The organism is Pedobacter sp. (genome assembly GCF_045628745.1).
Taxonomy (GTDB): Bacteria; Bacteroidota; Bacteroidia; order Sphingobacteriales; family Sphingobacteriaceae; genus Pedobacter.
Genome location: NZ_JAZQPU010000081.1, coordinates 1 through 6,247 on the forward strand (window position 1 = coordinate 1; position 6,247 = coordinate 6,247).

Annotated in this window: 3 protein-coding genes and 1 pseudogene; all 4 read left to right on the top strand. The window is 40.8% G+C overall.

Annotation, left to right across the window (positions count from 1 at the left end; genetic code table 11):
* Positions 1-375: pseudogene (locus ACR2F7_RS03650) on the top strand (NAD-dependent epimerase/dehydratase family protein); the annotation flags it as partial.
* 136 nt (positions 376-511) lie between these two features.
* Complete coding sequence (locus ACR2F7_RS03655; RefSeq protein WP_432712235.1) at positions 512-2,128, top strand: gliding motility protein RemB; 1,617 nt, start codon at positions 512-514, stop codon at positions 2,126-2,128.
* A gap of 463 nt (positions 2,129-2,591) precedes the next feature.
* Positions 2,592-5,129 (top strand): SLBB domain-containing protein, encoded by a 2,538-nt coding sequence (locus ACR2F7_RS03660; RefSeq protein ID WP_432712236.1) that lies wholly within the window; start codon positions 2,592-2,594, stop codon positions 5,127-5,129.
* 2 nt (positions 5,130-5,131) lie between these two features.
* Positions 5,132-6,196 carry a Wzz/FepE/Etk N-terminal domain-containing protein gene (locus tag ACR2F7_RS03665; protein WP_432712237.1) on the top strand — a complete coding sequence of 355 codons (1,065 nt, stop codon included), beginning with the start codon at positions 5,132-5,134 and terminating at the stop codon, positions 6,194-6,196.
* Positions 6,197-6,247 lie beyond the last annotated feature (51 nt).

Below are 6,247 nucleotides of genomic sequence, written 5' to 3' on the forward strand. Positions count from 1 at the left end.
AAGAATGGGTACTACTTTAATATTGCAGGTGGGAAAGCTAAAAAAAGCATGGTGTTAGCAGAAGATGTTGCGCAAATCATCCCAAAAGTATCAACAATTGGCGGTATCTATAACCTTACAGATGGTTATCATCCAAACTTCCATGAATTGTCAAGGACAATCGCTAAGCAGCTAGGTAAATCAAGACTTTTTAATTTGCCCTTAGTCATTGCCCAAATGATGGCCAGGGTTGGAGATATCATTGGTTCTAAAGCTCCAATTAATACCCGAAAGTTAAACAAAATAACATCCGACCTCACCTTTGATGATGCAAAAGCCAGAAGAATATTAGGTTGGAAGCCAACAGGTGTTTTAAATAGCCGTTTTTTGAAGTAGTTGATTCTAACCCCGCCATGTTTCTTGACAGGGTGTTATACTGACAAGAACCTTATTATTAAAATTAATGCATCTTGAGTACAAAAGTTTTAAACCTAGCATAATGTTTGTTAGGAGTACCACTATAATTTAGAAGATGAACAAAATATTTACTTTACTTACTTTGATTTTACTTTTTTCTCTTGGAGCGAAATCACAGGAACAAACACCCAATCAAAATCTACCCTATTCATACTCCTTTTATCAAAAATTAAACAAGCAAGTTTATGATAAGGACAGCAGAATGCATAGTTCCATCAAAAATTATTTTCTTGATGATACCTTAATCAATGCCCGTTATACTGAATTAATGAACTTTGGTGTAGATAGCCTTCGCAATCGGTCATGGGTGAGAAGAAAAATAACAGATGAGCACCTGATTAACTTTACATCGCCAGATTTTACCATTTATGCTGATTTCTTGCCTGACATGCAAATTGGTAGAGAATTTAATGATAATCAGCAGACCTGGAGAAATACTCGTGGTTTCCAAATAGGGGGTACCGTTGGGAAAAAATTCTCTTTTTATACCAATGCCTATGAAAATCAAGCTGTCTTTGCTAATTATTTAACCAAATTCATCAATGAAAATCAGGTGGTTCCAAGTGAAATGAGCAGTACTAAGCTTGATGGAACGACAAAGGACTGGCAATATGCAACTGCAAATATTTCTTATACGCCGAACAAGTTCCTTAACCTAACACTAGGTTATGACAAAAACTTTATTGGTGATGGTTACCGTTCCATGTTATTATCTGATGTTGCGGCAAACTATTCTTTTGTACGCATGAGAGCAACCTTGGGTAATGTAGTTTACCAAAGTATTTTTTCTTACATGTTAGATAATGGAGCTCCCCGATTGACCGATGACAGAAGGTTAGGGGCAAGGGCAAAGTGGAATGCCATGCATTATTTAGATTGGAATATTACCAAAAGACTTTCACTGGGTTTTTTCCAGGCAGTAACCTGGGCTGATGCAGAACCAGAAGGTAAAAGGGGTTTTGATTTCAATTATGTTCATCCTTTTGTTTTCTTACGACCTGTTGAAGGGGCTAATGGATTATCTCCAGATAAAATGAGGCTAGGGTTTAATGCCAAGTACGAATTGCTTGAAAAAACTACCCTCTATTCACAATTTATGTTTGATGAATTTACGGTTAAAGAAGTGTTCGGTGGCAAAGGTTATTGGGCTAATAAATATGCCTTTCAATTGGGTGTAAGAGGCTCTGACCTTTTTAAAGTCAATAACTTAAATTACTTGCTAGAGTATAATATGGCAACTCCCTATACTTATGCACACTATGCAAGAATCACGAGTTATTCAAATCAATCACAGCCTTTAGCAGATCCTTTAGGCGCAAATTTCAGGGAGTTTATTGGCTTGCTTAATTACTCTTATAAGAGGTTTGATTTCCAGGGACAGTTGATGTACGCGATTTATGGCTTAGATCCCGAAGGACTGAACTATGGTAAGAATATCCTGCTTAACTACAATACCCATGTACAGGATTATGGAAACAAAATAGGCCAGGGTTTGAAAACTAATCTTTACTATGGAGAGGTTAAAGCATCCTATTTATTGAACCCTAAATACAACCTGCGTATAGAACTAGGTGGGGTTTACAGAAGAGAAAATAACGGTATTCCTTCCAATACAGGTTTGGTTACTATCGGCTTAAGAAGTGCATTTAGAAATCTATATCAGGATTTTTAATAAAGATAACTAAAAAAGAGCTTTATACAGGTAAAAAAAGTCTAGTATAAAAAAGCAAAAAAAAGACGGTTAAACATTGCAACTGCAATGCTTAATCGTCTTTTTTTTGTGAACAGAATTATTATCTGGTTTAACATCAATGCCTGTTTCCCAAGAATCAGGAATAATATGATCGATTGATGTTGATAAAAAATTAATTCCAGACCAAGCGTATGGCCAGCTGTTAAAAGGGGCATCTTTGATGCTTTCCTAAATTTTAAAATCAGTTCTCATACTGTAATAGACGATCATGATGTCGATGTGTAAAACTTTGTTTAAAATTAAATAACAATTTACACTTACTCGATGAATTAATATTTAAATTAGAATAATCGTCGGTTATCCTAAATATAAAAGCCGGATTCTTGCCTTTAATTTAAATTTTTAAGGTTTGAGCCTCTGTTGTCCTCCTTATTTTACATAAATGAAAGCTAAAAGTGTCCTTACCACCTTTCTGATACTCCTATTCATCTCTTTTTCTGGAGTAAAGCCTGCCCTTGCCCAAAGTGTTCCCACTAATTATGCAGATGTTAAAGTGGATGAACTTTCAGATGCCCAAATCCGGCAACTAATGGAACGTGCAGCATCTATCGGTTATAGCGATGCTCAACTGGAGCAATTGGCCGCAGCGCAAGGGATGAAAGCAGAGGAAATTCAAAAACTGAGATTTAGGGTAGAAAAGATTCGTGCAGAAGGAGGTAGTGGAAGCACTGAAAGGGCACCTGCCACTGTAAAATCGCCCTCCAGGGAAAGAACTTACTTAAATGGCAATGATACCAGTAGATGGGCTAACAACCAGCTCCAGCGCCCAAGGCAGCAACTTGATGCAAACAACCTTCAGCGTGAAAACTTGCTGGATAGGTTAATGCCCAAGGTCTTTGGTGCGGCCTTATTCTCTAATTCCAACCTCACTTTTGAACCTAACCTCCGCATGGCTACACCCAAAAGTTATATTGTAGGTCCGGATGATGAATTGCTGATAGACCTTAGTGGTGATAATGAAGCCAGTTACAATTTGAAAGTGAGTCCTGAAGGGGCAATCAATTTACAATATGTGGGGCGCATTTCTGTCGGGGGCCTCACCATTGAGCAGGCTACCTCAAAAATCAGGTCTGCCATGTCTGCCTCTTATCCTGGATTACGCTCGGGCAGAACTCAGGTGTCAATTAATCTCGGCAATATCAGGAGTATTAGAGTAACGATTCTGGGAGAAGTCATCAGACCCGGTTCCTATACTTTGCCCTCGTTAGCAACGGTATTCAATGTATTATATGCTTCCGGCGGACCCAATGAAAATGGTTCCTTCCGGAAGATTCAAGTCCTGCGCAACAACAGGGTAGTGAGTACCATAGATATTTATGACTTCCTCTTAAAAGGAGTGCAAACCAATAACATCCGTCTTCAGGACCAGGACGTTATCAATGTACCCGTTTACCTCAACAGGGTCTCGCTGACCGGGGAGGTTAAAAGGCCTGCCTTATTTGAAGTGCTGCCTAGTGAAACGCTGGCAGATGTGCTGCGTTTTGGTGGTGGCTTTAGCAAGAGGGCCTATACCGCGCAGATTAAAGTGCTGCAAAATACAAATAAGGAACGCCGCCTGGTGGATATTGAAGAACAGGAATTTGCTACTTACCAACCTAAAAATGGAGATGAATACAGGGTAGAAGCCATCCTTGATCGATTTGAAAACAGGGTAGAAATCAATGGCGCAGTGTTCAGGCCCGGCTCCTATGAACTAGAGAAAGGTTTAACGCTGAAGGGGCTCCTGGCTAAAGCGGAAGGCCTCAGGGAAGATGCTTTTTTAAACCGCGGTTATATCTCCCGGTTAAATGCTGACCTCAGCTTATCCTTGCTCTCATTTGATGTTGATCAAATCCAGCAGGGCTCCGCTGCAGATATCCCTTTACAAAGAGAGGATAAAGTGACCATCAGCTCCATCTTTGATTTACGGGAAGAGTATAAAGTAACTATTCAAGGTGAAGTAAGGCAGCCGGGAACCTTTAAATATGCGGAAAATATGAGTTTAGAAGCACTCATTCAAATGGCCGGAGGATTAAATGAAGGCGCCAGTCCCAGTCGTATAGAAATATCCAGGCGAATCAAAAATAGTGACATCACTTCGGCTTCCGCACAAACCGCAGATGTTTTTACCGTTAGTGTAGATAAAAACCTTAAAATACAGGATAAATCTTTCCAATTGCAACCTTTTGATATTGTTTCCATCCGTAATTCCGAAGGTTACCAAATCCAGAAACAAGTAAGGGTAGAAGGGGAGGTTCTATTCCCTGGCATTTATACCATCAGCCGTAAAGATGAAAGAATTTCAGACCTGGTCACCAGGGCAGGTGGCTTAAGTCCCCTGGCTTATGTACAGGGTGCCTCATTGCGCCGTACTGGAGGTCACGAAATTAAAACCCGCGACAGTCTGCAGCGTATGGAGGAAGAAAGAGCCAAACTGATGAATTTGAACCGCCTGAAAGAGTCGGGTGCAAGGGATACCATGAGCTTCGAAAAAAACGCACAGATATGGAGGAGTGACCTTGTGGGTATTAACCTGGAGCGCATCCTTAAGAATCCTGTGTCCAGGGAAGACCTGATTCTTGACGATGGTGATATCATCAGAATCCCCCGGCAGTTGCAAACCGTCAGGATTACCGGCGAAGTGTTGCAGCCTAACAGCATCGTCTACAATAAAGGGAAGAGCTTTAAAAACTATATCAATGGGGCGGGGGGCTACAGCTATAATGCATATAAAAAAGGGGTCTATATCGTCTATTCCAATGGTTCTGTGGCTGCGGCAAAGAAGTTTCTACTTTTTAACAATTACCCGGAGGTTAAGCCTGGGGCAGAGATATTTGTGCCTAAAAGAGCGGATAGAGAGAAGCTCACCATTCAAGGGTGGATAGGCATAGGTACTGCCGCGGCTTCCCTGGCGGCAATTGTAGTCAGTTTATTGAGGTAATTATGGAGCAGCCAATTCACAATTCCGCTTCCGATCTTTCTATGAAAGAGGTGATCCTTAAATTTAAGTCATGGTCTTCCTACTTATGGTCTAAGAGGATGCTGATCCTGATCTGGACTATCATAGGGGCCATCTTGGGTATCACCTATTCCATTGTTAAAAAGCCTGTTTATACGGCCAAGGCAGTCTTTGCTTTAGAAGAGTCAGGCATAGGCGGTAGCTTGGGTGAGTATTCGGGAATCGCCTCCATGATGGGCATTAGCCTGGGTGGCTCTAGTGAGGGCTTATTTACCGGCGAGAACATCCTTGAATTATATAAGTCAAGAAATATGCTGGTCAAGGCCTTGTTGAAGGAGGGCGACTTCAAAGGGATAAAACAATTGCTGGTGGAACGTTATATTGACAGTTATAAATTAAGGAAAAGCTGGTCAGATAAACCACGCTTGCGCGACATCAGGTTTACAAAACAAGGAAAACTAACCCTGCTGCAGGATAGTGTGTTAAATGAAATTGTCAAAGCAATCAACAAAAATATCCTTACCGTAACCAAGCCCGATAAAAGCTTAAGCATCATTTATGTAGAAACAAAGTCTATCGATCAGCTTTTCGCCAAGAAGTTCAATGACCAGGTGGTTGCTAATGTCAACGAGTATTATGTGCAAACCAAGACTAAAAAGGCAAGCCAAAACCTTGCGGTCCTCAAATTTCAAACAGACTCTGTGAGGCGGGAGTTAAATAAGTCCATCGCGGGAGTAGCCAGCACCATTGAAATAAACCCTAACCCCAATTTATCACGGCAATCGTTAAAAGTACCTACACAACGCCGGCAGGTGGATTTTGAGGCGAACAAAGCTATTCTTGTCGAGCTTGTCAAAAGTCTGGAGATGTCCAAAGTTTCCCTAAGAAAAGAAACGCCCCTCATTGAGGTCATCGATGAACCGGTGCTGCCTTTAGAGAAAACCAAATTTGGCAAACTCAAAGGATTGCTGGTTGGCGGCTTTTTAGGGGCCTTTCTATCTACCCTGGTTTTATGGATCAGGAAAATTACTGATGAAATTCTAAATTAATTATTTTGAAGATCCTGACCTATACCCGAGACTTTTTTTCCAGGGGCCATC